Below are 23,819 nucleotides of genomic sequence, written 5' to 3'. Positions count from 1 at the left end.
GCAGCACGCTAGGGAAATGCGGAACCCAATGCGCGGCAGACCCGGCTGCTACCCTCGCCGTCGACCAAGGCCAGCGCCGCCGCGCCCATGGCACGCATCCGTGAGGGATTCAACGTGAACGCGTCCAGTGCGCGGGCGATTTGCCCGCTGTCGACGGAGTTTGCGCTCCCCAGATAATCCAGTGCGCCGGCTCTGGCGAGCGCCGTCAACGCCGCGACCTGATTGTCGGCGATGTCCATCGCGAGTGTCGGCAATCCGAGACAGCATCGCTCCCAATTCATGGTGCCTCCCGCACCGATCGCAAGATCGGCTTGCAGCATCAGCTCGGCCATATTGTCGGCACCGCAGTGTAACGTCGCCTGCGGCAGGGTACGACAAATCGCGGAAACCGCCTCGATATGCGGATTGCTCACGCCAATGACGACGTCAACCGAAACCGACGCAACAGGCAATGCCTTGATCGCGACCAATGCCTTGGCGGTTTCGTTCGAGGGGTCGGATCCGCCGAAGCACACGAGCACGCGCCGGACGTCGCCGCGGCGCACGCCCAGTCGCCGGCGGCATTCGGCAAATTCAGCGCGAAGCAGCGCAAAGCCCGGGCCAAGCAGAAACCTGCAGGTCGCGGGCACAAGACCCTGATAGCGCGTGTCCAACTCGGCTACCAGATTCTGGTCGAGCAGCAGATCGCAGTCGTGCGGACGGTCGGCAATGTCGTCGATCGCGAGAATGCGCGGAATCCGCGTCCGCTGTATGCTCTCCCAGCGAGCATCGAGGCCGTAATGATCGACGATCAGCCATTCGGCCGAACCAATCTCGCCGATGGCCTCAAGCGTCTGGTCGGCGTCGTGTTGCCATGTTGTCGGCAACCAGGGTGTGACCGCGGCGGGACTTGCGGGATCGGGCAATAAATTGACGGCATGCCCGTTGGCCTCGATCAACGCAGCCAATCGCTGAGCATGACTGCGGATCAGGAAGACGGAGCGCGTTCCCTCTTCCGCCAGCGCATTGGCGAGGCTGATGCAGCGCGCCAGATGCCCCATTCCCATGATCACCGAGGCGTCGACGCGAATTATGACCCGCTGCAGGGCGCTCATTTATCGACCCGACAATATTTCGGAAAGTGCGCGTTCGCGCGAATTCGACCCGTTCCGATGGTTGTACTATCCGCCAACATGAGCTATTGGCCGCTCGCCCCCGGGGCCCGCGACGCCACACCCAAACATACCGTCGCGCGAACCGGCAGCACTGTATATTTCAGGACATCACAACGCAACTTTTCGGCCCAGCATGCCCGCCGACGAAGCCATTCTGATCACGACGCTGGCCGAATACCAGACGCGGTTCTGGATTCCGGTCGCGCAGCGACTGCACCGCGTGGGGCGCGACGTGCGGCTGCTCGCCTTCGACGATCGCAGCGCCGAGATGGCACAGGCGCAAGGGATCGCTGTCGTCAACATGTACCGGAGCGGACTGGCCAGCGGAACGCCCGTCGAGGACCGCCGGGCGTTCGATGCGCGAATCGCCGATTACGGGTTGAGCGGAAGCAACTTCCTGTTCAGCCATGAGCGTTTCACCTTCGGCATCCGCGACAGCGCCGCGCTGCGCCGCCGCTTCATGATCTATGCCAACGCAATGGAGCAGTTGCTCGATCAGCTGGCAGCGCGATCGCAGCCAGCCGTGCTGGTGCAGGAGCTCGGCGGCTTCCTGTCGGTGATCGCCGCGTTCTATGCCGCGCGCAGGCGCGGCATCCGCAACTGGTTCATCGAGCCCTCATTTTTTCGCGGCCGCCTCTACTACACACCGGACAGTCTGACTGCGCCCGACACGATGGCGACGCCGGCGGGTGAAGTTTCACCGGAGGTGCGCGCCTATCTCGACGAGACGCTGAGCCAGCGCGCCATCGTCATCCCGCAGAAGGACCGGCACCACTACTCGGCCGCCTTCAAGAAGGTCGCCAGTTTACGCAATTCCAGGCGCCTTGCCGAAAAGCTCTGGGACCAATACGCGCTCGGCAAGCATCAGGAGTTCGGTCACAACCTCCGGCACGCGCGCGTTCACGCCGCGATGGCGCTCAATGCGACGCGGTTGAAAAAACTCTATCGCCCGATGCCGGATGCACCATTCGTCTACTACCCGCTGCACGTGCCCGCCGACATGGCGCTGACGCTGCGCTCACCAGAGTATCTCGACCAGGTCGCGACCATCGATTTCCTGCTGCGGACCATTCCGGACACGCATCTGCTCGTGGTAAAGGAACATCCTGCGCAGATCGGCGCCATCTCCTCGCACCGCTTCTTCGAGCTGGCGCGGCGCTTCGACAATTTCGTGCTGCTGCCGCCGCAGACCAACAATTATGCAGTGCTCGCCCGCGCCGATGCCGTGGTCTCGGTCAACAGCAAATCCGGTGCCGAAGCGGTGCTGCTGGGCAAACCCGTCCTGGTCATGGGTGACGCGTTCTACCGCACCTGCCCGCTGGTCTTCACCGCGGACAGGCTGAAGGACGTACCGCAACGCCTGCGCGACGCGCTCAGCGCGCCCCCATTCGATCCGGCCGAGGCCGCGCCCTATTTCGAGACGGCGTGGCGAAGGTCAGTCCCCGGTGAGCTCTATATCGACAATCCGCAGCAGCTCGATGTCTTTGCCGCGACGCTTGCGTCCGCGATTGCCGGGCCGCCGGTGGGGAACTGAAGCCACGGCCATGCCGCTTGTCTCCATCATCACGCCCTCCTGGAACGTCGAAAGTCTCATCGGCGAGACTATTGCGTCGGTGCAGGCGCAAACCTTCGGTGACTGGGAATTCCTGATCGCCGACGATTGTTCGACCGACCGGACGACCGCCATCGTGGAGCAGCATGCCGCGGCCGATCCGCGCATCAAGCTGATCCGGCAGCCGCGCAACGGCGGGCCGGCGCTGGCGCGCCAAGCCGCGATAGACCACGCGAAGGGCCGCTTCCTCGCCTTCCTCGATAGCGATGATCTTTGGCTGCCGGCCAAGCTCGAACGCCAGATTGCCTTTGCAAAGGAAAAGCCCACCGCGATCACCTACACCGCCTACCGCCGCATCGACGAGGCCGGTTCCGTCACCGGCCGCCTAGTCACCGTGCCGGAGCAGCTTAACTACGGCGAACTCTTGAAAAACACGTCGATTGCCACGCTGACGGCAATGGTCGATCGCGAGGTGGCGGGCGAGATCGCGATGAAGGACGAGCCGTACGACGATTTCTGCCTCTGGCTCAGTATTCTTAAACGCGGCCACGTCGCCCGCGGGCTGAACGAGGACCTCGCACGCTACCGCGTCCGTGGTGTATCGGTATCCAGCCGCCGACTGCGTTCAGCGGGCTGGGTCTGGCATATCTACCGCAATGTCGAGCACCTTTCGCTCGCGAAGTCCGGTTGGTGCTTTGCGCATTGGGCCACGCGGGCCTGGCTGAGACGCCGCGAATTTTAGAGTTGCGGTATTTTATTACCCTAATGTGATATATCTGTTGGCTAACTCTCGCGTTTGCCGATACCACTCCCTGCCTACCGCGCCCGCGCAGCAATCATCTCAACAGCTAGATCGACGGACTGAAAAACCGATGGCGTTCGAGCATTACAAGACCAGCAGGATTCTCGTGACCGGCGGTGCGGGCTTCATCGGATCGCATCTGTGCGAACGCTTGCTGGCCGAGGGAGCCGAGGTGGTGTCGGTCGACAACTACTTCACGGGCAGCCGCCGCAACATAGCGCATCTGCTGCAGAATCCGCTTTTTGAGGCGATCAGGCACGACGTGACGTTTCCGCTTTACGTCGAGGTCGACGCGATCTTCAACATGGCCTGTCCGGCGTCGCCGATCCATTATCAGCGCGATCCCGTCCAGACCACCAAGACCAGCGTCCACGGTGCGATCAACATGCTGGGCCTTGCCAAGCGGCTGCGGGCGCGGATCTTCCAGGCCTCGACTAGCGAGGTCTATGGCGACCCGCTGATCCACCCCCAAACCGAGGATTATTGGGGCAACGTCAATTCGATCGGCATCCGCTCCTGCTACGACGAAGGCAAGCGGTGCGCCGAAACGCTGTTCTTCGACTATTGGCGCCAGCACGGCCTGCCGATCAAAGTGGCACGCATCTTCAACACCTACGGACCGCGTATGCAGCCGGACGACGGTCGCGTGGTGTCGTCGTTCATCGTGCAGGCACTCAGGGGCGATCCGATCACTGTCTTCGGCGACGGCGGCCAGACCCGTTCGTTCTGCTATATCGATGACCTCGTCGAGGCCATCACCCGGCTGATGCTGACCGACGACAGTTGCACCGGCCCGGTGAACCTCGGCAATAGTTCAGAATTCACCATTCTTGAGTTGGCCGAAAAGGTCATCAAGTTCACCAACTCGCGATCGAAGCTGATCTTCAGGCCGCTGCCGCAGGACGATCCGCGACAGCGCCAACCCGATCTTTCCAAGGCAAAGGCGGTGCTCGATTGGCAGCCGAAAGTCGCGCTCGACGACGGGTTGAAGGAAACGATCACCTACTTCAAGCGCATGCTCGAAGTAGCCTGACTTCACCGCACTTCGCTGCGTGATGGAGACGTCGGCCCTGATGTCAAATCCGACCTACAATGCCGCCATCGAGACAGTCGCTCCAGCCACGCGCGACCGCTTTCGCCTGCTTGTCCTGATGTTGTTCCATATCACCGTTACCTGCATATCGCTGATTAGGGTGGCGACGTATCAAACCTATGTTCCCTACGATCCCCAGCATCTACTTCACGCGGTCGTCGTTGTTGCCGCCTTTTCATTGGTCTCGATTCTTTTCGCGGTCGTGCGGTTCAGTTTCGGCTATTTCGTAGGTTTTTATCTTTATACGATGGTGCTGGGATTCCTGTGGATGAACAGCTTCACGAGATTCAACTACAACCATGGCCTCGGTGCCCTGTCGGCCGCCGTCTCGGCGATCGTGTTCCTGTTACCTGCGATGTTGATCAATACATCCGCAAAGCAGATCTTCGTGCTGTCCCGGCGAGACTTCGAACGCCTGCTGGATTTGATTCTCCTGATCACGGTCGCGACGTTCGCAGTCGCCTCGATCTACCATTTCAAGCTCGTGTCGCTCGGCCGGATGTACGAATTTCGCGACGAACTCCAATATCCGGCAGTGATACGTTACCTCATCGGAATCGCTCCGAACGTCCTGCTGCCGCTTGCCTTCGCCTCCTACCTGGCGCTCAAGCGCTACTGGAGAGCCGCCCTCACATTGCTTCTCTATCCGCTGTTCTATCCAATCTCGCTGAGCAAGCTTGCATTCTTCTCACCCGCCTGGGTCCTCGCAATATGGGCTGCATCGAAAGCCTTTGAAGCGAGAACTGTCGCAATATTGTCCCTCTTCGTCCCCGCCCTCATCGGCGTAGTCTTCGTCAACATCACTGAGAGTGGTCCGCTGTTCACTTACTTTGATGTTGTCAACTCGCGCATGATCGCGACGCCATCTTCGGCGATGGATATCTACAACGACTTCTTCGCCTCTCATCCTCTGACCCACTTTTGCCAAATATCGATTGTCAGGGCGTTCCTAAGCTGTCCATATCAGGAACCGCTGGCCGTCGTGATGAAAGAGAACTACGGCTGGGGCAACCTCAACGCATCGCTGTTTGCGACTGAAGGCGTTGCTTCCGTTGGCCTCTATTTCGCGCCGATCGTAGCACTTGCTTGTGGATTGATCGTCGCGATCGGCAACAGGGCGTCCGCTGGATTACCACCGAGCTTCATCCTGATTTCGGCGTCGATTCTCCCACAGATCTTCCTCAATGTGCCGCTGACCGTGGTCATGGTCACCCACGGCACCGCCTTGCTGTTCCTGATCTGGTACATCATGCCACGCTCGATCTTCGGGCAGGCCTCCCACTTCGACTGACGAAATGGCGACAGCAACGGCTACCGTGGCTGCACCGACCGCACGGTTTCCTGCGCAAGCTGGACGAAGTCCGTCGCAAACGCCCTGACGCGCTCTTCGAGACTGGCTTGCAGATTGCGAGCAATCACAGGTCCGGCACTCGCCAGGACGTCCGACATGTGCCGGGCCAGGGCTTCGGAATCGTTGGTGCCGAAATATCGCGCGATGCCGTCGGCCTGCTCCCGGTGAACGTCGATGTCGGACAGGATCATCGGCACACCGAATGACTTGGCCTCCTCCACCGTTGTGCTCCACCCTTCGAACTCCGAAGGGTTGATCAGCCCGATCGAAGTGCGCAACAGGGCGTAGACGTGCTCAAGCGGAATCATACCCAGGTGACGAAAGCTCTTATCAAGACCGCGCGCCTGTACCTGCTTCATCGCAGCTTCGAAAAAACCGGGCTCACGCGGGTCTTGAGTGGCGCCGGATGCTACGACGATGGCGTGGAAGTCCCGCTGCTTCAGGATCGCCAGCGCTTCGATCACGGTGCGATGATTCTTGTGTCGCCAGAACTGATTGGGCAGGTAGAAATGCCGCGCCGGGAGGTCGTATTGCGCGACGACGTCAAACGGGTTCGTGGCGAGAAGGGCAAGGGGCGGCTCGGTCGCAAACCGAACCACCGACACGCCGTTTGCCGGATCGGCATAGAATTGCCGCAGGTCCTGTAGCGCGCTGACGCTGCTCAGCATGATGCGGCGGCCGGAAGCTATCTGGACCCGGAAGCCGAGATCGCGCCGCAAACGCGACGCCCTGGAAAAAAGATGCGGCAGCCGCTTGTGCTGAAAATCGGGGAACCACGCAATCGCGGGCAGAGGCAGGCGCCAGCCAAAGAAGCGCGCAGATTCAAATACGAGGTCGATACGGTGGGCGCGGAATTCAGCGACAGCCGGCCGGTCGAGCCCAAGCGCCAGCGCGCTCAGAAGTCCCCTACCTGCATGATCGAACGCCACCGAGCGGACAACCTCCACGTTCGGAATGCTCGCGAGAGTCGCGATCTCGTCGGCGGCATCATTCATCCCGGCAAACAACACCGGCACGATGGCGCCCGGCTGATGCCGGTCCAGCACGGCAAAGAGGTTGCGCTGGTAACTATGCCCACCGGCCCAGAGCCGACGCGGAATGTTGACGAAAGCAACTCGCAACGGAGCGCGCTCAGCCACCCGCCTGCCCCTTGAACCACGCCACATAGTCGGCAAGACCTTGGTCAAGCGGTATCCGCCAATCGAACTTCATCTGCCGCACGCTCGCATCGTCGGCGAGCAGGCTCACGGGGTCACCAGGCCGCGCCAAGCCCGAGTAGCGCACGACTGTGTTGCTTCCCCAGTGTCTGACGACGCCATCTGCGATGTCGGCTACACGCGTCCCTTGGCCCGAACCACCATTGATGACACGAAAAGCGTCCGGCAACGGCAGCTCCGCGACCCCGGCCAGCAGCCGCGCCACGTCGCGTACATCAGTCCAGTCGCGAATTTCAGCGCCCGTTCCGCCTAGACTGAGCGACCGCTCCTCCGCATTAAGTCGCGAGCAAATGTCCCAGAGCAGCTGCTTGCGAAGGTTGGGTCCGTAGACCGAGAACAGCCGCACCACGGCGCAGCGAATGCCGAACGACCGTGCGTAACTCCTGCACAATTGCTCCATCATCAGCTTGTGCTGGCCATACGGCGACATCGGCGCTGGCACAGCGCTCTCGGGGATCGGGCCGGCATGATCGGCCCCATAGACCGCCGCGCTCGACGCGGCGATCACGCGGCTCTCAGGCGCCGAACTCCGCAGCCATTCGAGCAGCCGGGCGGTGGTCGCAACCGTTCGGGAAAAATCCTCGAACGGCCGCTCGATCGAGGGACCGACCGACGATCCGCCGGCCAGGTGAAACACGTGCGACGGCAGCCCGTGCGCGCTCGCAAGCGCGTTCAGATTGGCCGAATCGATCTCGCCGTTGATCCATGTCTGCAGGCCGAGCCGGCGCGCTTCGGCCCCGTCAAGCGCTCCATGACCGACACCATGAACCGTATGGCCCGCTCCCGCCAGTTCACCGACGAGATAGCGGCCGATGAACCCATTTGCACCGGTGACCCAAATCGACATGAGTCAAGCCTTGTAGCAGACAAACGAGTAGAGCCGGCCCGGTCGATGGTCGAAGCGCTCAGCCATCGATAGCAGCGAGACAAAAGCGCGACGTGAAGCGAGTGCGGCCGACCATACCGATCTTACCGGGACCTTTTGTGTCAACTTCGCTACAACTGCAGCTCTCAGCGTCTCCAGCGTGTAGGGAAACAGATTGATGGGACTCTTCAATGGCGCGAGCGTTTCGATCGGCGAGAAACCGGCGCCCGAGAGCGCGCCGATGTAGCGATCGAGAAGAAAGGCAGCTTCGCCGCCGTAGAGATGATGAAGCGGATGCTGGGCCAGGAACTTTGAGAGATCGGCCTCCTTGCTGATCACGTGTTCGCGTACGGCGATGAGCAGGCCTCCGGGCCGCAGTACGCGGAACATCTCCCGGCACGCGCCGTCCAGATCGCGCATGTGGTGCAGCACGGCGCGGGCGAAGACGAGGTCGAATGTCGCGTCGGCGAATGGCAGCCGCTCGGAAAACTCCTCGACCACCTCGATCGGCAGTTGTGCCTGCGCGGCCAGGCCGCGGATTGCCGTCGCCCCCACGATTGGACTGGCATCCGGCTCGAGGGCCGTCACCGCAAATCCACTGCGCGCGAGCGCATAGCTCGCGATGCCGCGTCCGGCCCCAACGTCGAGCGCGGTGCCTGTTCGCCCCTTCAGCAGCACTGTGATCGCCTGCCATTCGCTGCTTTGAAAGTAGCGTTCGGCGGCCTCAATGAGCGGATCGTCGTAAAAGGCGTCGAGCACGAGTTGGCGCTGGGCTGGCTGGTTGCGCAGCCACACCACGGCATCTTCCCAGGTGGTGAATTTGGGCTCACCGTTCATCGGGCTCGAGCTCCCTCACCAGCGCGGCCGGATTGCCCGCCACGATAGAAAATGCCGGAACATCCTTGGTGACGACAGCACCAGCCGCTACGACGGCACCTTCCCCGATCGTGACGCCACGCATGACCATTGCGCCGGCGCCAATCCAGACATCATCGCGGATTCGGACCGGGCTCTCGTCAAGCGAGATATCGCGGGGATGGCCGCGCGTGAAGATCTGCTGGACCTGTCGATGTCGTTCCGCCGCCCGCAGCGGATGCGTGAGGTTGTCGAAAAGATTCGCCGAATGCGAGATCAGGACGCGGTCTCCGATCTCGATCAGGTTGGCGGACCAGATTCGCGTCCCCTCTCCGACATAGCACCACTCGCCGATCCTGATCTCTCCGCCATGCGCGAATGTCAGCAGCTCTCCGAGGATGCGGCTATTGCGGCCGACGACGATCTTTTCGGAAATGCCGCGGATGTTTCTGATCCTCGCACTGCGGCCGAGCACCGCGTCTGCCTGCAGCCGGCAGGTTGCACGGCCGATCAGTCGCTGGATCAGGTAATCGACGTTCATGCCGTCAACTGGAGGCAGGCGACGGCGCGGGAGGATGCGGCCAAGTCATCGTCCCATCCCTTTCCGGTATGAACGTCATAGATGGTCGCATTCGCAAGCGCCTCGGCGCTCTGCCGCGACCATCCTTTTCGCGAATAGCCGAAATAGTCGATATGACAAGACGTGGGGGCAAACGACTCGATGATCCTATCGATCATGGCCAGGTCGAAGACCTGATACCAACCGAGATTGTCACGCTTGCCAAACGGAACGGAGATGAGGCAAACCCCCCCGGGCTTGAGAATGCGCTTGAACTCCTTCACCGCTGGAACAAAGCCGTCCCGATCGGACTCCGCATCGCGCGCATCGCCGGTGTACAGCATCTGATTGTCAAGACCGACGTGCTCGATCGTCGATATGCTGGCGATCGTGTCAAAGACACGATCGCCAAACATGGTTCTCCTGAGATCACCGAACACATAGGAGTAGCCGTCGCGCCAATAGCACCGCTTCTCCGGTGCCAACGTCATGATGGTGAGATCAGCGCCGTGCAGCGGCTCGCGCTGCAAAAGGAAATCATGATTGAACGTCGACCCCGCGTCGAGCATCTTGCCAACATTCTTCATCCGCGCATACGCCCAAGGATATTCCACGACACGTTCGTCCATGGCGATCCCATAGCCCTGCGGCAGCTCCTTCCCGGCATGCAACAGGCCCGCGTCGATGGCCGAGGTGATGATGCCGCGCTTGACCGTCTGGTAGCCGGGGCTGAAGGGTCGCGGCCGCAGTTTGAACAGCGGCACCGCAAGGCCGTCCGCCAACAACTTCAGCTGATAGATCAAGTCACCCGAACTCATCGTCAACACCCGATGGCCTGCACGGCCTGCCGATCACGCAGACGGTCTAGCACGGCTTAATCTGTGCGGCGAGATTGACAAAATGTGCCCATTGCGAGGCCTTGTTATAGGTTTCGTCGAGGCGGCTCCTGCCACGCGCGGCGATTGCGGCCGGGCGCGGCCAATCCCGCAGGCACTGCGCCGTCACCTTGGCCGCCTGCTCCGGGGTGTCGTAGATTTCCATGGTTACACCGGCCTCCATCCCCTCCGGGTATCTCCCCGCGTCCGACAGGAGCAGCGCGCCGCATCCCATTGCCTCGAAACAGCGCATGTTGCCCCGATCGGAGCCCGCCATGTCGATCGCGCCATTGAGCACAATCTTCGATGAACCGATGAGTTCGTAGAGGTCTCGGCCGAACACCGGCGGTCTTGCGATATTGGCGATGGCATCGGGACGCCGGTGGGTTTGCAGCGGCAGCAATCGACCTATCGCGCTTTCCGCAAGCCGCGTCAGGCGCGACGCGTCGAGACAGAATACGATCCGATGGCTGGCTGCGAGGTTTGCCACCTGCTCGAGTGTCCTGCCGCGCGCGCGGTGGTGCCGCGAGTAGCCGCCGACGAACAGCACATCGATCGGCCGCTCCCCGTGACCATACTCCGCCATCACCGGGTCGATTGCGGGAAAGAACAGCTCGGCCCGGCAGCCCTTGCTGCGCCAGGACTCCAGGATCGAGGGGAAGTTGCCGAGCACCGCACCGTAGGCTGTCAGATCGGCGTTTCCAGAGGGCGCCGCGCGCCAGCACAACGTTCTCTTCACGCTGCCGGGCAACCTGGCGATGAACGTGCTGGGGTAGCGCACCGGGTCGAGGTTGTAGAACACCTCGGTTCCATGGTTCTCGATCTGGGCGAGCAGAATGGCCTCGAGCGCAGGGTGTCCGGGGATGCCTTGCGCGCGCGCCCATTGGCGTTGCAGCACCTCGTCATCGCCATTGGTAAAGAAGGCGTCAGGTGAGCCATCCAGCACGGGTTTCAGGATATGCGGGGCGCCAAAGCGGTCATGCAGGAACAAATCGCGCCGCGCCTCGAACCGCGAAGCATTCGCCGCAAGCTGGTTGAGGCGTGCCAGATAGGATGGATAGAGGCCGCTATTCTGGAACAGACGCATCGCTCACGCGTACCTTGCCAGCATCCATTTCATGTTGAGATAGGGCCAGATTCGGCCGACGGTCTCCCAATCCCAACTCTGCGCCGCTGTCAAGCGACCGACCGTCTCGCGCAAGCGCGTTTCGTCGACGAGTTCGGTGAATGCCGGCACCCTGCGGTCGAGCAGGCCTGCGGTCCAATCGGCCAAGGGTCCGTTCAGCCATTCCGGCATCGGCGAGTTGAAGCCGACCTTGCGGCGCGCGGTGCGGATGCTCTCCGGCATCAGGTTTGCCATCGCCCTGCGCGCCACCACCTTGGTGGCGCCGTCGGCGGATTTGCTCGTTTCCGGCAGCGCCATCGTGTAGGTCACCAAGCGCCAATCCATGAAGGGCATGCGGACCTCGATGCCGTGCGCCATCGAGAGCCGGTCGAAGTTGCGCAGGATGGTGGGCAGCACGGTAGAGTGGAACATGCGGTAGAGGCGCCGATTCAGCGCGCCCCACTCGCGAGGCAGCACATCGTCCTCGGCGACCAGCGGCAGCTGCGCCGGGACACCCGCAAGGCCGCCGCGCAGGAAATAGTGTCCCTGGCGTTGGATCATCAGCGCCCGCAGCAGATCGACGCCCCGCCGCGCCAGCGTCGAATGCGAGGTGAGCGCCGCGGCAGCGTTGCGGATGCGAAATGCGCCCGATTTGCCCTCCTGAAGATAGGCCCCCATCAATTCGTCGGCCCCATGGCCATCCAGCGATACGGTGACGTTCTGACGCCTGAGCTCGCGATAGATCAGCCAAGCTGCGCTCGGCAATCCGATGTAGACGTCGTCATTGTCGTCGAGGATCTGGTCGAGATCGGTGAGCGCATCGGAGCGGCCGATCTCCAGGAATGTCGGCGCCACCTCGGCCCAGGCGGCCGCCTCCTCGGCCATTGGCCGCTCATCGTTGATGGCGCCCGGAAAGGTCGCGACAAAGGCGTGGCGCCACGCCGTGGTGTCGCGCGGTCCCATCCCGGCCTTCTCATGCGCCGACATGGCGCAGATGACCGCGGACGAATCAAAGCCGCCGGACAGGCAGGTTCCGATCGGAACATCGCTGCGCATGCGCAACGCCACCGCATCCTGGAACAGGTCGCGGAAGCGCGCGACACGTTCGGCCTCGCTGCCCGGTATGGCTGGCAGGTGATCCACCGTCCGCCACCAGCGCCGCACCTCAACGCGGCCCTGGCGCAGCCACATGCTGTGACCTGCCTGCAGGCGACGTAACCGCCGGAACAAGGTCCGCTCGCTGCCCTCGATTCCGAACGGATCGAGCAGCAATCGCCGCGCGACGTCGACGTCGATGGTCGCCTCCACCAGCCCGCTACGCGCCAGGGCGCGCTGCTCGGACGCGAAGACGAAGCGTTCGGGAGTAAGTGCGTACAACAGCGGCTTGATGCCGAAGCGGTCGCGCGCGAGAAACAGTTCATCCTTGTGTGTGTCGTAGATCGCCAACGCCCACATGCCGTTGAAACGCGGCAGCATGTCTTCACCCCACGCCTGCCAGGCGGCGAGGACCACCTCGGTGTCGGACTGGCTGCGGAACGCCACGCCTTTCGTCTCGAGCTCACGGCGCAGCTCGAGGAAGTTGTAGATCTCGCCGTTGAACACGATCACATGTCGGCCGTCGGCCGAATGCATCGGCTGATAGCCACCGTCGCCGGGATCGATGATCGCCAGGCGGCGGTGGCCGAACGCCAGGTTCCGTGCGGCGTTGAACCAGATCCCTTCGCCGAAGGGACCGCGATGCGCGATCAAGGTCGTCAGCCGGGATATCTCGGCCGCGTCGACCGCATTGCCGCGCAAGTTCACGATGCCCGCAATTCCGCACATGCTTAGACGGCCTTGAGCGGCAGGAAACGACCGACTATCGCGCAAAGATCACGCCAGCAGACCGCGCGGTAGGGTCCGAGCTGCGATGCCGCGACGGCCGCAACGAAGATTGTCGCAGCCGAGAGCGAAGCGACTATTCCGACATTCCACCAGGACGGTGCGAGAAGGATGGAAGCGTGGTCGAGCGCATAGCGGAGCGTCAGGGCCGTCGCGATCGCGACGCCGAGCGGCATCAGCACGAAATGAAGCACGCGCGGCCACATACCTGCGAGATGGAAGGTCTGTCGCAGCAGAAGCACGGTGGTGGCCATCTGCGCGATCATGCCGACACAGGCGCTCCAGCCCGCGGCTTGCCACCCAAACCGTGGCAACGCGATCGCGCTGGTGGCGACGGTGCAGATGCCGGCGGCGAGCGCGATCTGTGCGTTTGAGCGGGAGCGCCCCTGCGCGAGCAGATAGAAGGCAAAGACGTTCGCACTCGAACCCAGGATACCCGCGATCGAAAGGACCACGAGCACACGTTGCGCCTCGGCGGCGACTTCCGCACCGGTCCACAGATGGAGCAGCGGGCCCGCGACAGGAACGAGCCCGCCCAGCGCGCTGGCGGCAAGCACATTGAGAATCCAGGACGCGCGGAGCAGCAGGTCGACCTTGCGATGCTCTGCCTCCCGCTGCAATGAACTGAAGAACGGAAACAGGATCTCACCGACTTTCAGCACACCGATATAGACTGCCTCTTCGAGACGTTGCGCAACGCTATAGAATCCGACGAACTGCGGCTGCAGCAGCGCGCCAAGCAGATAGCGATCCGCTTGTGCGGCAAACAGCGCGCCGCCCTGCGCAGCCAGTTGCCAACTGCCGAGCTTGAACAGCCCGCCCAGCGCCTCACGATAAACCGCCGGTCTTGCCAGCCACTCGCCGACCGAACGACGCGACCAGCCGACAGCGACAAGCAGGCTGGTGGCGTAGCCCAGCGCCTGACAGCCAAGAAACGCGGAGGCGCGCGGCGCGGTCGGGATCACAAGCAGCATCGACGCCGTCGCGACCACCGTACTGGCGATGCTGATCGCGGCAATGCGCCGGTAGTCCTGACGCGCCGTGAACAGCGCGAGGAAGACCGCCGAAATGCACTGGCAGAGCCAGCCGGCACCGGCCAACACGAAGGCAAGCTCAAGGTCGTCTGACGAGGGTCCACTCAAGTGGAACCACAGGCGCGCAAGCGGCGCGCCGGCCAAACCAAGGAAGACCGCGATCAGGCCGCCGGCGCAAATGGCCAGCATCGCCGCCGTTGCAAACAGTTGCCGTGCATCGTCGCGATCAGCCGGAGCCAGTCGCTGAGCCAATTCGCGTGTGGTCGACATGGCTAGCGTATTGCTAAACACCAATGCCGGAGCGATGCAGGCTGTAACCAGGCCAGCGACTCCAAAGGCGGCGAGCCCGAGTCGCACCAACACGAACGGCAGGATGGCCAGATTGAGGACAACCGCCACCACGAACGCTATCGCGTTCCATGCCGAATTACCAAGCAGATCGGGCGGAGCCTTCCTCAATGCCATCCCAGCTATCAGGCCGTTGCTTGCCGCGCCTGGATCACCCCTTGAGAGAGGCAAAACCCGTCAGCGTCGGAACCGGGCTAGCAGCCCCGACCGGTAATGTCGAGGGTGGCCCCGGCAACCTGCTGCTGACGCCTCCGCCAGGCGATCCGGCCGTGGCCCTGCAATCGAAACAGGCAATCTCGCGCCACCTCCGGTCGAAATTGGCGTCTTCCGATAGCTTCCAGACATTTCCGCATCTAGTGAATGATGAAACCAGCTGAGTGCAAGTCAATCAGATGCATTAAGGCGCTGTCGGGGCCGGGGAATTGATTGGTGTGGCTGAGTCCTCCATCCGATGGAAGCAAAGCCTGCGGCTCGCGAGCCTGTCCCTGCTCAAGTTCGATGAAATAAGCATTCACCGCGAACTCCGTCGTGGCACTAGAGCCGAGCACGCCGATAGGCTTGGTCACACTCGAGCCTTGCGCGCTTTCGGCAAGTAGAGCCGCACTCGATGGAATTCCGATGACGCCGTCGCCGTTGAGGTCCTGATTGAAGTTGTGCTCGACCGTTGCGACGCTCGTCGCCGTCTTGTCGGCGTTGGTGATGTAGTTGCCGTTACTGTCCGTCGTCCAGACCGTGTAGTTGCCACTGTTCGGGATCTTCCAGGCCACTTGATAGCCGGTCGATGTCGGCTCTGCACCGATCGGGGTCCACGCCCCGAATTGGGCCGGAACGATCGCCGACCCGCCGTATTTCAGGACTTGCCCGGCACCACCGGCGGTTGGGTTGAGAAGGTAATTGTTTCCACTCAGCACCAGGCTCGTCGACCCCACCGCTTCGATCACGGTGCTTGGGACGCCGATGACGCCGTCGCCATTGAGGTCCTGATTGAAGTTGTGCTCGACCGTTGCGACGCTCGTCGCAGTCTTGTCGGTGTTGGTGATGTAGTTGCCGTTACTGTCCGTCGTCCAGACCGTGTAGTTGCCACTGTTCGGGATCTTCCAGGCCACTTGATAGCCGGTCGATGTCGGCTCTGCGCCGATCGGGGTCCACCCCCCGAATTGGGCCGGAACGATCGCGGACCCGGCGTATTTCAGGATTTGCCCGGTACCACCGGCGGTCGGATCGAGAAGGTAGTTGTTTCCACTCAGCACCAGGCTGGTCGCCCCCGCCGATTCGATCACTGTACTTGGAATTCCGATGACGCCGTCGCCATTGAGGTCCTGATTGAAGTTGTGCTCGACCGTTGCAACGCTCGCTGCCGTCAGGTCTGTATTGGTGATGTAGTTGCCGTTACTGTCCGTCGTCCAGACCGTGTAGACACCGCTGTTCGGGATCTTCCAGGCCACTTGATAGCCGGTCGATGTCGGCTCTGCACCGATCGGTGTCCAACCCCCGAATTGGGCCGGAACGATCGCCGACCCGCCAAATTTCAGGACTTGCCCGGTACCACCGGCGGTTGGGTTGAGAAGGTAGTTGTTTCCACTCAGCACCAGGCTCGTCGCACCCACCGATTCGATCACTGTACCTGGAACGCCGATGACGCCGTCGCCATTGAGGTCCTGATTGAAGTTGTGCTCGACCGTTGCAACGCTCGCTGCCGTCAGGTCGGTATTGGTGATGTAGTTGCCGTTACTGTCCGTCGTCCAGACCGTGTAGCTACCACTGTTCGGGATCTTCCAGGCCACTTGATAGCCGGTCGATGTCGGCTCTGCACCGATCGGGGTCCAACCCCCGAATTGGGCCGGAACGATCGCGGACCCGGCGTATTTCAGGACTTGCCCGGCACCACCGGTGGTTGGGTTGAGAAGGTAGTTGTTTCCACTCAGCACCAGGCTCGTCGCCCCCGCCGACTCGATTGTGATGGGGGCGCTGAAAGCTCCGATCAAATCGGACACGGCGATGGTGACGCTGCCAGTCAGATCGATGATGAGGTCTGCGACGCCATCGCCATTGGTGTCTCCCTCCAGCATGGTGACACCGGCAGCGCTGTTGTAAGCATAGTTGAGTTCGCCGGGCGTACCGTCAAATGCAGCCATGCCGATGAAATGGAATGCATCGTGAGCAGAGGTTGTTCTAATAGCGTCGATCGTGCTGAGGTCGATTTTGTCGATGCCAACGGTGAAGTCGGAGATTCTGTCAGGTTGACCGGTCGCGCTGTCGCCCGTCGCGAACACGAAAGTATCGCCGCCGGCGCCGCCCGTCAGAGTGTCGATCCCGGTGCCGCCGATCAGCCAGTCATTGCCGACGCCGCCGATTAGCGTGTCATTGCCAGCGCCACCGGTCAGCTTAGAGCTTGAATCGCTCGCGATCAGCACGTCGTTGCCGCTGCCGCCGATCGCGTTCTCGATCGTCGCATTGAGGGCAATTCCGATATTGTGGACCAGGCCGCCGACCGAAGAGAAGGCTCCCGCATGCAGGTCGATGGTTTGGGCGGCCGAGTACCCGGAGCAGTCGAGGGTGTCATTGCCGCCGCTATCATAGATAGTTAGCGCGGGCGCCTGGTTGTAATTGCCAAAGTTGAAGACCGCCCCGGCATTGCTGTTGAAGCCGTAGGTAGTGTCGCCAACCCGCGTCGCGGTCGCCGCGCCATAGATTGAATCTATGGCATAGATGTCGGCTATCTGCGGCGTAACGACGTAGCGATAGGAGCTTCCGGAGTAATTGTTCTCCGCGAAGTACGACATGATCGAGTATTGCCAGGTGTCGTTGGCATAGGTCGCATTCGCGGTGTAAGTCGCGCTGCCGTTATAGGCGCCCTGGTGGCCCAGGCCGAGCGCATGGCCGATCTCGTGGACGTAGGTCTGGTAGCCGTAGCTGTCGATCCCGGTCTTTCCGTCGTACGCGCCGCCGTCGTTCGTGATCCAGTCCGAACTGATGTCAACCTTCGCAGACGTCATGAGACCGGAGCCGTTCCACGACGCGTTGGTCGCGGCACTCATGGTGCCAGTGTCCACGAAGGTGATGTTCGCGCTGCCGGTGGTCTGCACGAAGTTGACGTTCGCAACCTCGTGCCAGGCCTGCAGGGCCGACAGCGCCAGGAACTGCTCGGACGCGTTCAGCCCATCGATGTTGAAGGTAATTGTATTGGAAGCCCAGTGATGGGCGATGCCGCCGTTATAAGCCCAGAAGCCGCTGACCAGGTAATCGGCAAGCTGGGCGATTGTCGCGACCGGCTTGGTGGCGCTCGCGCTCGTGGTGACCGTGGTGGACGCCGCCGCGGCAAGCGGATAGGCGTCGCCATCGTCGCCGAATAGGGACCGTCCAACCGCGCCGGCTGCCATCCCCGAGAAGCCCGACGCCGCGCGGCCCAGACCGTCGAACCGGGAAGGCATTCCGGAATCATCGAAAAGCAAACTGGTCTTTCGCATGAAGCCGACCGCACCCTGCAGGTCATTCGTCTCGCAAGAATGGCCCGGCAAACGAGCTCAGGCTAGCGCTGATTTTCGCACGGATCTCATTGGCAAAGCATTAAGGCATGAGGTTGAATCGACAGCCGTACCTATGCCAAAAACGGCTCCGGAGCATGCCCATCCCCCGCCGCACTGGATTTGCGGCACCCGTTCAATTGTCCATGCGCAATGGGCAGGTTCCGAAGCGGCCCGCCCAACAAGAGGTTTTCAATGCCCTTTCCCCGCGCTTCCCAGGCCCTTTCCCGTTTCACCGTACTCGATCTCACCCGTGTCCGCTCCGGGCCGACCTGTGTGCGACAGCTTGCGGACTGGGGCGCTAACGTTATCAAGATCGACGCGCTCCTGGAGGACGGCGGCGGCGAGCAGCCCGGCGGCCCGCGCGGCGGTTCCGACTTTCAGAACCTGCACCGCAACAAACGGGCCATGACCCTCAATCTGAAGGACCCTGGGGGACTCGCAGTGTTCAAGCGGCTGGCCGAGCAGGCCGACGTCGTGGTCGAGAACTTCCGCCCGGACGTCAAGACGAAGCTCGGCATCGACTATGAGAGCCTGCGCAGGATCAATCCGCGCATCGTGTACGGCAGCATCTCCGGATTCGGCCAGGATGGCCCCTATCACAAGCGGCCGGGATTTGATCAGATTGCGCAGGGCATGGGCGGCTTGATGTCGGTCACCGGTGCGCCCGGCGGCGGCCCGATGCGTGTCGGTATTCCGGTAGCCGATCTGACCGCCGGCCTGTTCTGCGCGATCGGCATCCTCACTGCGCTACTGGAGCGCGACGTTTCCGGCGAAGGTCAATGGGTGCAGACGTCGCTGCTGCAGGCACAGATCTTCATGCTCGACTTCCAGGCCGCGCGCTGGCTGATGGAAAAGGAAGTTGCCAAGCAGGCCGGCAACAATCATCCGACCTCGATACCGACCGGGGTGTTCAAGACCTCGGACGGCTACATCAACATCGCCACCACGGGCGGCCGGATCTGGGAGCGCTGCGCGCAGGCGATCGGCGCACCCGAACTGATCTCCCATCCCGACTACGCAACCGCGCCGGCTCGTTCGAAGAATCGTGATGCGCTGAATGCGAAGATCAATACGCTGACCGAAAAGAAGTCCACCGGGACCTGGGTCGAAGAGCTCAATGCCGCCGGCGTGCCGTGCGGGCCGATCTATTCCATCGACCAGATGTTCGACGACGCCCAGGTCAAGCATCTCGGCATCGCGCAGCACGTGCCCAATGACGAGAACCGGCACATTCAGTTGGTCGGGCAGCCCGTGACACTGTCGCGCACACCGAGCCGAATGGCGGCACGCCCGCCGGAATTCGGCGAGCAGACCGAGGAAGTCCTGGCCGAGTTCGGCTTTGGCCAGGACGAGATCGCCGAACTCCGGCAGCGCAAGGTGGTATGACTATCCTTATAGTGAGGAGTTCGTCCTCGCATCTCCAACCATGAGGCGTCGAGGCGGCTCCTTGGGATGCGGTCACGCCTTCGCCGGCCGCAGCAGGCGCGAGACGGTGGCCAAGGCTTGGTCGATCACGGGCCAGAACAGCAGCACGATCGCAAGTGTGGTGATCGAGCCGACGAGGCCGTTCGACCAGAACACCTTCATGTCGCCGCCGGAGCCGATCATCGACAGGCGGAAGGCGTCCTCCGCGCGATTGCCGAGCACCAGAGCGAGCGTAAATGGCGCCAGCGGAACGCCGATTTTCTTGAAGACATAGCCCACGACGCCAAAGCCCAGCATCAGCCAGATATCGAACATAGCATTCTGGATCGCATAGGCTCCGATCGCGCAGGACACCACGATCATCGGCGCAACCGCCGCAAACGGCACCCGCAGGATCGAGGCGAAGATCGGCACGGTGGTCAGTACGAGAACGAGGCCGACGACGTTGCCGAGATACATCGAGGCGATCAGGCCCCAGACGAAATCCTTGTGTTCGACGAACAACAGCGGGCCCGGATTGAGACCCCACACCATCAGGCCGCCGAGCAGAATTGCCGCGGTGCCAGAGCCGGGAATACCGAGCGCAAGCATCGGCAACAATGCCGAGGTCCCTGAGGCATGCGCGGCGGTCTCGGGTGCAAACACGCCTTCGATGCGGCCCTTGCCAAAACTCTCCTGGTCCTTGGAAAAGCGCTTTGCGAGATTGTAGCCCATGAACGAGGCCGCGATCGCGCCGCCCGGCGTGATGCCAAGCCAGCAGCCGATGAAGGACGAGCGCGCGAGCGTCACCCAGTATTTCGGCAGGTCCTTCCACACCGACAGCACCACGCGCAGGCTGATGCCCGCCGCGTGGCCGCGCAGCGCCAGGCGCTCTTCCATGGTCAGCAGGATCTCGCTGATGCCGAACAGGCCGATCACGGCGACGAGGAAGTTGATGCCGCGCAACAGTTCGGCGGAGCCAAAGGTCATGCGGAGCTGCCCCGACACCGTGTCCATGCCCACGCCTGCGAGCAGCAGCCCGAGCGACATCGAAATCACCGTCTTGTGCTTGGCCTCACGGCCGAGGCCTACGAAGGAGCAAAACGTCAGGAGATAGACGGCGAAGAACTCCGGTGGACCGAATCGCAACGCAAACGATGAGATCATCGGCGCCAGGAACGTAATCAGCAGCACGGCGACGAGTGAGCCGATAAATGACGAAGTGAACGCTGCGGTGAGCGCCTCCGCCGCCCTACCCTGCTGCGCCATTGGATAGCCGTCGAACGTGGTCGCGACCGACCAGGCCTCGCCAGGGATATTGAACAGGATCGAGGTGATGGCGCCACCGAACAGCGCTCCCCAATAGATGCAGGACAGCATCACGATGGCGGAGGTCGGATCCATGCTGAAGGTCAAGGGCAGCAGGATGGCCACGCCATTGGGCCCGCCCAGCCCCGGCAGCACGCCGACGAAGATACCGAGCACGAGCCCGGTCATCATCAGCACTAGCGTCTTCCATGTCAGCAGGACCGCAAAGCCGTGTACCAGGAGACCGAAGGCTTCCATGACGAGGGGTCCTGTCGGTCTGTTAGCGGCCGAGAGCCGCTTCGAGCGGCCCCTTCGGCATGATGACGTCGAATGCGATGTCGAAGGTCACGAACATCGCCGCGGTGAAGACGAAGGCGGTCAGAAGCGATTTCCACAGCGCGATCTTGCCGACCAGCCGCATGAAGCCCGCGATCAGGAGAAAGCTCGCGACATAGAGCCCAAGGAATTGGGTTGCGAGACAGAACAGCAGCGTTGGCACGAATACCGCCATCACGCGGCGGAGTTGGGCCTGTGTCACGAAGGTTTCCGAAGCTTCTCGGCGCGAAACAAGCGCAGCGACGAGACCATAAAGGCTCGCGGCGCCGAGGATCACCGAGAGATAGAATGGAAAATAGCCGGGCTGCGGACCAGTCGCGTCCCAAGACGCGCCGGCGCGCCAATTGTCCCAGCCGAGCGTTACAGCGAGCGCAAGCAGGAGCAGCGACACGACAACATCAACGACGCCGGTGCTGACAACGGCAGGCGAGCCGGCTTCGGGCGCGGTCGGATCCTCGACGACGATTTCGATATCGGTGTTGGACATGGATGGGATTGGTCTGGCTGGCGAGAGTGGCGATTTGGATAGCGTGCAGACGCAATCGACGTCAATGCGGCCTTCAGCGGATGCCGGCGCGCTCCGGAAACGCGCGCGCAAGTGCAGCATGGTCCGGTTTCAGCACGCCGCGCTCGGTGATCAATCCGGTCACGAGCCGCGCCGGCGTCACGTCGAAGCCAAAATTGGCGGCGGGCGAGCCCTCCGGCACCACTCGCACGGTTTCGATCCGTCCGTCCGAGGTTCGCCCCGTGAGGTGCGTGACTTCGCTGGCCGCGCGCTGCTCGATCGGGATCTGCCTGATGCCATCATCGATACTAAAGTCGATGGTCGGCGACGGCAGCGCGACATAGAAGGGCACGTCGTTGTCGCGCGCGGCGAGCGCCTTCAGATACGTCCCGATCTTGTTGCACACGTCGCCGTTGGCGGCGACGCGATCGGTTCCCACGATGGCAAGGTCGACCATGCGATGCTGCATCAAATGGCCGCCCGTGTTGTCGGGGATCACCGTGTGCGGCACGCCGTGATGGCCGAGTTCCCAGGCGGTAAGCGAAGCACCCTGATTGCGCGGGCGTGTCTCGTCGACCCACACATGGACTGCGATTCCGCGATCATGCGCCTGGTAGATCGGCGACGTCGCCGTACCCCAATCGACGGTTGCAAGCCATCCGGCATTGCAATGCGTCAGGATATTGACGGGCTCGCCAGGCTTCTTTGTCGCCGCGATAGTCTCGATCAGGCCGAGGCCATGGCGGCCGATATCATGGTTGATCGCGACATCCTCGTCCGCAATCTCGCGGGCACGAGCGTAGGCGGCCTCTGCGCGCTCGGAGAACGCTAGCGGCATGAGCGCGCGCTGCATTTCGCCGAGCGCCCACTTCAGGTTGATTGCGGTCGGTCGGGTCGCAATCAGCATTTTGCAGGCGCGATCGAGCGCCGCGTCGGAGGCATCGGCACGCATCGCGAGCGCCACTCCAAAGGCGGCGGTGGCGCCGATCAGCGGCGCGCCGCGCACCAACATCGAGCGGATCGCCTCGCCGGCCTCTTCCGCGGTGGTGATCGTTGCGACGATGAACTCATGCGGCAATCGCCGCTGATCGATTGCACCGACCGACCAACCGTCGGGCTCGAGCCAGATGCTGCGAAAATGTTGCCCGTCGACCTTCATGCTCTCAACACCCGTCCTGCCACGGCGTCGAGCTTCCTGAGGAGTTCCGGATCACGCGCCTCGGGCGCCGTGATCAGCGCAGTGTCCAGCGCGCGGTCGGAACCGATCGGGCACGGCTCATGCTCGCGTGGGAAATCCCGCGCCAGACGCGCCACAAGCGCCTTTGCCTTCTCCGCATTCGAATTCAGCACACGAATGATGTCCTGCACCGTTACCGCATCGTGGCCAGGATGCCAGCAGTCGAAATCGGTGACCATCGCGACGCTGGCGTAGCAGATTTCGGCCTCCCGGGCGAGCTTGGCTTCCGGCATGTTGGTCATGCCGATCACGGAATAGCCGTGTGCCTTGTAGGTCAGGCTTTCCGCCAGTGATGAGAATTGCGGTCCTTCCATGCAAAGATAGGTTCCGCCGCGCGCGAACGCGATGCCCTCGGCTTCCGCCGCAGCCGCAACATGCGCAAGCAGAAGCGGCGATACCGGATGCGCCATCGAGACGTGGGCAACGCAGCCTCTGCCGAAGAATGAGTTCTCGCGCCTGTGAGTACGATCGACGAACTGGTCGACGAGAACGAACGTGCCCGGAGGCAGTTCCTCCTTGAACGATCCGCAAGCGGAAAGCGCGGCCAGATCGGTGACTCCCGCCCGCTTCAATACGTCGATATTGGCGCGGTAGTTGATGTCGGAGGGCGAGAGGGCGTGCCCCCGGCCGTGGCGCGGCAGGAACACGATTGGCAGCCCGGCCATCTCACCGCGTCGCAGCGGCGCCGACGGCTCTCCCCACGGGCTCGTGATCGCCTCCTCGCGAACATTCTCCAGCCCCGGCAGGTCGTAGATGCCGGATCCGCCGATGATGCCGAGAACGGCTTTGGTCATGATCACTCCTGACGATC

19 protein-coding genes are annotated in these 23,819 nt (G+C 62.4%); 5 read left to right on the top strand and 14 right to left on the bottom strand.

Features of this window, described 5'->3' with window-relative positions:
• Positions 1 to 8: 8 nt before the first annotated feature.
• On the bottom strand, positions 9 to 1,094 hold the full coding sequence (gene pseG / locus JQ553_RS16835; RefSeq protein WP_212501096.1) for a UDP-2,4-diacetamido-2,4,6-trideoxy-beta-L-altropyranose hydrolase: 1,086 nt from the start codon (positions 1,092 to 1,094) through the stop codon (positions 9 to 11).
• 193 nt (positions 1,095 to 1,287) lie between these two features.
• Here pseG and JQ553_RS16830 point away from each other — a divergent pair, with 193 nt between their 5' ends.
• From JQ553_RS16830 to JQ553_RS16815, 4 genes are all read left to right on the top strand, one after another.
• Positions 1,288 to 2,688: a capsule biosynthesis protein gene (locus tag JQ553_RS16830; RefSeq protein WP_212501095.1), complete on the top strand. Its 1,401-nt coding sequence runs from the start codon at positions 1,288 to 1,290 to the stop codon at positions 2,686 to 2,688.
• The gene (locus JQ553_RS16825) at positions 2,663 to 3,448 is read left to right on the top strand and encodes a glycosyltransferase family 2 protein (RefSeq protein WP_249144354.1); all 786 of its coding nucleotides are present in this window, start codon (positions 2,663 to 2,665) and stop codon (positions 3,446 to 3,448) included. The genes JQ553_RS16830 and JQ553_RS16825 overlap by 26 nt, the downstream gene beginning before the upstream one ends.
• Before the next feature lie 130 nt (positions 3,449 to 3,578).
• The gene (locus JQ553_RS16820) at positions 3,579 to 4,541 is read left to right on the top strand and encodes a UDP-glucuronic acid decarboxylase family protein (RefSeq protein ID WP_212501094.1); all 963 of its coding nucleotides are present in this window, start codon (positions 3,579 to 3,581) and stop codon (positions 4,539 to 4,541) included.
• A 40-nt stretch (positions 4,542 to 4,581) separates the two neighbouring features.
• Entirely contained in the window at positions 4,582 to 5,892 is a 1,311-nt protein-coding gene (locus tag JQ553_RS16815; RefSeq protein WP_249144353.1) for a hypothetical protein, read from the top strand.
• A 20-nt stretch (positions 5,893 to 5,912) separates the two neighbouring features.
• Here the strand turns inward: JQ553_RS16815 and JQ553_RS16810 are convergent, their stop codons facing one another.
• The 9 genes from JQ553_RS16810 to JQ553_RS16770 form a co-directional block, all read right to left on the bottom strand.
• Positions 5,913 to 7,091, bottom strand: coding sequence for a glycosyltransferase family 1 protein (locus JQ553_RS16810; RefSeq protein WP_212501093.1), 1,179 nt, complete (start codon positions 7,089 to 7,091; stop codon positions 5,913 to 5,915).
• Complete coding sequence (locus JQ553_RS16805; protein ID WP_212501092.1) at positions 7,084 to 8,016, bottom strand: NAD(P)-dependent oxidoreductase; 933 nt, start codon at positions 8,014 to 8,016, stop codon at positions 7,084 to 7,086. Before JQ553_RS16805 ends, JQ553_RS16810 begins: the two co-directional genes overlap by 8 nt.
• Positions 8,017 to 8,019: 3 nt before the next feature.
• Positions 8,020 to 8,871, bottom strand: a complete 852-nt coding sequence (locus JQ553_RS16800) for a class I SAM-dependent methyltransferase (RefSeq protein ID WP_212501091.1) — start codon at positions 8,869 to 8,871, stop codon at positions 8,020 to 8,022.
• Positions 8,861 to 9,430, bottom strand: a complete 570-nt coding sequence (locus JQ553_RS34920; RefSeq protein WP_212501090.1) for a DapH/DapD/GlmU-related protein — start codon at positions 9,428 to 9,430, stop codon at positions 8,861 to 8,863. Before JQ553_RS34920 ends, JQ553_RS16800 begins: the two co-directional genes overlap by 11 nt.
• The gene (locus tag JQ553_RS16790) at positions 9,427 to 10,077 is read right to left on the bottom strand and encodes a methyltransferase domain-containing protein (RefSeq protein WP_212501089.1); all 651 of its coding nucleotides are present in this window, start codon (positions 10,075 to 10,077) and stop codon (positions 9,427 to 9,429) included. The genes JQ553_RS34920 and JQ553_RS16790 overlap by 4 nt, the downstream gene beginning before the upstream one ends.
• A 235-nt stretch (positions 10,078 to 10,312) precedes the next feature.
• Complete coding sequence (locus JQ553_RS16785) at positions 10,313 to 11,410, bottom strand: glycosyltransferase (RefSeq protein ID WP_212501088.1); 1,098 nt, start codon at positions 11,408 to 11,410, stop codon at positions 10,313 to 10,315.
• 3 nt (positions 11,411 to 11,413) lie between these two features.
• Positions 11,414 to 13,252, bottom strand: coding sequence for an asparagine synthase (glutamine-hydrolyzing) (gene asnB / locus JQ553_RS16780; protein WP_212501087.1), 1,839 nt, complete (start codon positions 13,250 to 13,252; stop codon positions 11,414 to 11,416).
• Between the two features lie 2 nt (positions 13,253 to 13,254).
• Positions 13,255 to 14,808, bottom strand: a complete 1,554-nt coding sequence (locus JQ553_RS16775; RefSeq protein ID WP_249144352.1) for a lipopolysaccharide biosynthesis protein — start codon at positions 14,806 to 14,808, stop codon at positions 13,255 to 13,257.
• 236 nt (positions 14,809 to 15,044) lie between these two features.
• Positions 15,045 to 17,777 carry a M10 family metallopeptidase C-terminal domain-containing protein gene (locus tag JQ553_RS16770; RefSeq protein ID WP_212501086.1) on the bottom strand — a complete coding sequence of 911 codons (2,733 nt, stop codon included), beginning with the start codon at positions 17,775 to 17,777 and terminating at the stop codon, positions 15,045 to 15,047.
• Positions 17,778 to 18,410: 633 nt separating this feature from the next.
• On the opposite strand from JQ553_RS16770, the gene JQ553_RS16765 reads away from it, so the two are divergent.
• Complete coding sequence (locus JQ553_RS16765; RefSeq protein ID WP_212501085.1) at positions 18,411 to 19,604, top strand: CaiB/BaiF CoA-transferase family protein; 1,194 nt, start codon at positions 18,411 to 18,413, stop codon at positions 19,602 to 19,604.
• Positions 19,605 to 19,676: 72 nt separating this feature from the next.
• Here JQ553_RS16765 and JQ553_RS16760 read toward each other — a convergent pair whose 3' ends face one another.
• The 4 genes from JQ553_RS16760 to JQ553_RS16745 form a co-directional block, all read right to left on the bottom strand.
• Complete coding sequence (locus JQ553_RS16760) at positions 19,677 to 21,188, bottom strand: tripartite tricarboxylate transporter permease (protein WP_212501084.1); 1,512 nt, start codon at positions 21,186 to 21,188, stop codon at positions 19,677 to 19,679.
• A gap of 22 nt (positions 21,189 to 21,210) precedes the next feature.
• Positions 21,211 to 21,753, bottom strand: coding sequence for a tripartite tricarboxylate transporter TctB family protein (locus tag JQ553_RS16755; protein ID WP_212501083.1), 543 nt, complete (start codon positions 21,751 to 21,753; stop codon positions 21,211 to 21,213).
• 73 nt (positions 21,754 to 21,826) lie between these two features.
• On the bottom strand, positions 21,827 to 22,930 hold the full coding sequence (gene mtnA / locus JQ553_RS16750; RefSeq protein ID WP_212501082.1) for an S-methyl-5-thioribose-1-phosphate isomerase: 1,104 nt from the start codon (positions 22,928 to 22,930) through the stop codon (positions 21,827 to 21,829).
• Entirely contained in the window at positions 22,927 to 23,802 is an 876-nt protein-coding gene (locus JQ553_RS16745; RefSeq protein WP_212501081.1) for an S-methyl-5'-thioadenosine phosphorylase, read from the bottom strand. Before JQ553_RS16745 ends, mtnA begins: the two co-directional genes overlap by 4 nt.
• Positions 23,803 to 23,819: the final 17 nt, after the last annotated feature.

The organism is Bradyrhizobium lablabi (assembly GCF_018131005.1).
Taxonomy (GTDB): Bacteria; Pseudomonadota; Alphaproteobacteria; order Rhizobiales; family Xanthobacteraceae; genus Bradyrhizobium; species Bradyrhizobium lablabi_D.
The sequence above is the reverse complement of the archived record's forward strand: the minus strand, read 5'-3'. Positions and strand labels throughout refer to the sequence as shown.

What these genes read in the sequence shown, in the direction of transcription:
- pseG (WP_212501096.1), bottom strand. Translation starts at nt 1,094, where the DNA reads ATGAGCGCCCTGCAGCGGGTCATAATTCGCGTCGACGCCTCGGTGATC.
- JQ553_RS16830 (WP_212501095.1), top strand. Translation starts at nt 1,288, where the DNA reads ATGCCCGCCGACGAAGCCATTCTGATCACGACGCTGGCCGAATACCAG.
- JQ553_RS16820 (WP_212501094.1), top strand. Translation starts at nt 3,579, where the DNA reads ATGGCGTTCGAGCATTACAAGACCAGCAGGATTCTCGTGACCGGCGGT.
- JQ553_RS16815 (WP_249144353.1), top strand. Translation starts at nt 4,582, where the DNA reads ATGTCAAATCCGACCTACAATGCCGCCATCGAGACAGTCGCTCCAGCC.
- JQ553_RS16805 (WP_212501092.1), bottom strand. Translation starts at nt 8,016, where the DNA reads ATGTCGATTTGGGTCACCGGTGCAAATGGGTTCATCGGCCGCTATCTC.
- JQ553_RS16800 (WP_212501091.1), bottom strand. Translation starts at nt 8,871, where the DNA reads ATGAACGGTGAGCCCAAATTCACCACCTGGGAAGATGCCGTGGTGTGG.
- JQ553_RS34920 (WP_212501090.1), bottom strand. Translation starts at nt 9,430, where the DNA reads ATGAACGTCGATTACCTGATCCAGCGACTGATCGGCCGTGCAACCTGC.
- JQ553_RS16790 (WP_212501089.1), bottom strand. Translation starts at nt 10,077, where the DNA reads ATGGACGAACGTGTCGTGGAATATCCTTGGGCGTATGCGCGGATGAAG.
- JQ553_RS16785 (WP_212501088.1), bottom strand. Translation starts at nt 11,410, where the DNA reads ATGCGTCTGTTCCAGAATAGCGGCCTCTATCCATCCTATCTGGCACGC.
- asnB (WP_212501087.1), bottom strand. Translation starts at nt 13,252, where the DNA reads ATGTGCGGAATTGCGGGCATCGTGAACTTGCGCGGCAATGCGGTCGAC.
- JQ553_RS16775 (WP_249144352.1), bottom strand. Translation starts at nt 14,808, where the DNA reads ATGGCATTGAGGAAGGCTCCGCCCGATCTGCTTGGTAATTCGGCATGG.
- JQ553_RS16765 (WP_212501085.1), top strand. Translation starts at nt 18,411, where the DNA reads ATGCCCTTTCCCCGCGCTTCCCAGGCCCTTTCCCGTTTCACCGTACTC.
- JQ553_RS16760 (WP_212501084.1), bottom strand. Translation starts at nt 21,188, where the DNA reads ATGGAAGCCTTCGGTCTCCTGGTACACGGCTTTGCGGTCCTGCTGACA.
- JQ553_RS16755 (WP_212501083.1), bottom strand. Translation starts at nt 21,753, where the DNA reads ATGTCCAACACCGATATCGAAATCGTCGTCGAGGATCCGACCGCGCCC.
- mtnA (WP_212501082.1), bottom strand. Translation starts at nt 22,930, where the DNA reads ATGAAGGTCGACGGGCAACATTTTCGCAGCATCTGGCTCGAGCCCGAC.
- JQ553_RS16745 (WP_212501081.1), bottom strand. Translation starts at nt 23,802, where the DNA reads ATGACCAAAGCCGTTCTCGGCATCATCGGCGGATCCGGCATCTACGAC.